Below are 622 nucleotides of genomic sequence, written 5' to 3'. Positions count from 1 at the left end.
TCAAGAGCCTTTTCGACGGCTTCTACCACCTCTACCCCAGCCTCGAGCAGCAGTGGGCATACTATGCGCGATACATCGACTTCATGCTGCGCGAGCTGGCCTCGCAGCCCTATCTCGACCTACGGTCCCTCATCGGCCATAAGGACTACTTCATCCTGAGCACCAATGTGGACACCCAGGCCGAGAAGACGTTTCCCGACGAGAGAACCTGTAACTATCAGGGAAGCTTCGCGCACCTTCAGTGCAAGCAGCCATGCTGTGACGAGCTCTTCGACGCGAGCCCCTACGTCGAGCGCATGCTCGCGGGCATGGCGGGGTTCGAGGTCCTCAGCGAGGATATCCCCCGATGCCCGCACTGCAGCTGGCAGCTTGTGCCGTGGGTGCGCGACGACACGTTTCTGCAGGGTGCGGCCTGGCGCGAGAGCCTCGGACGATACGAGCGCTTTGTGTGCGAGCGCAGCGATCGCCGCGTGCTGTTGTTGGAGCTCGGCGTGGGCGAGATGACCCCCGGCATCATCACGCTCCCGTTCTGGAGCATGACCGCGAAGCTGCCGGATGCGCACCTGTTGAGCGTAAACATCTCGGGCGGCTCGGCTCCGCTGCAGCTCGGAAGCAAGGCAGG

The 622-nt window shown here is 62.9% G+C and carries 1 protein-coding gene; it reads left to right on the top strand.

Annotated features, from left to right (window positions below):
* The coding region (locus DWV32_RS10275) for an NAD-dependent protein deacetylase, SIR2 family (RefSeq protein WP_117758046.1) at nt 1-622 on the top strand (622 nt) is incomplete at both ends.

It is taken from the genome of Collinsella sp. AF04-24 (assembly GCF_003465685.1).
GTDB classification, from domain to species: domain Bacteria; phylum Actinomycetota; class Coriobacteriia; order Coriobacteriales; family Coriobacteriaceae; genus Collinsella; species Collinsella aerofaciens_AP.
This window is presented reverse-complemented; position numbering and strand designations above follow the sequence as displayed.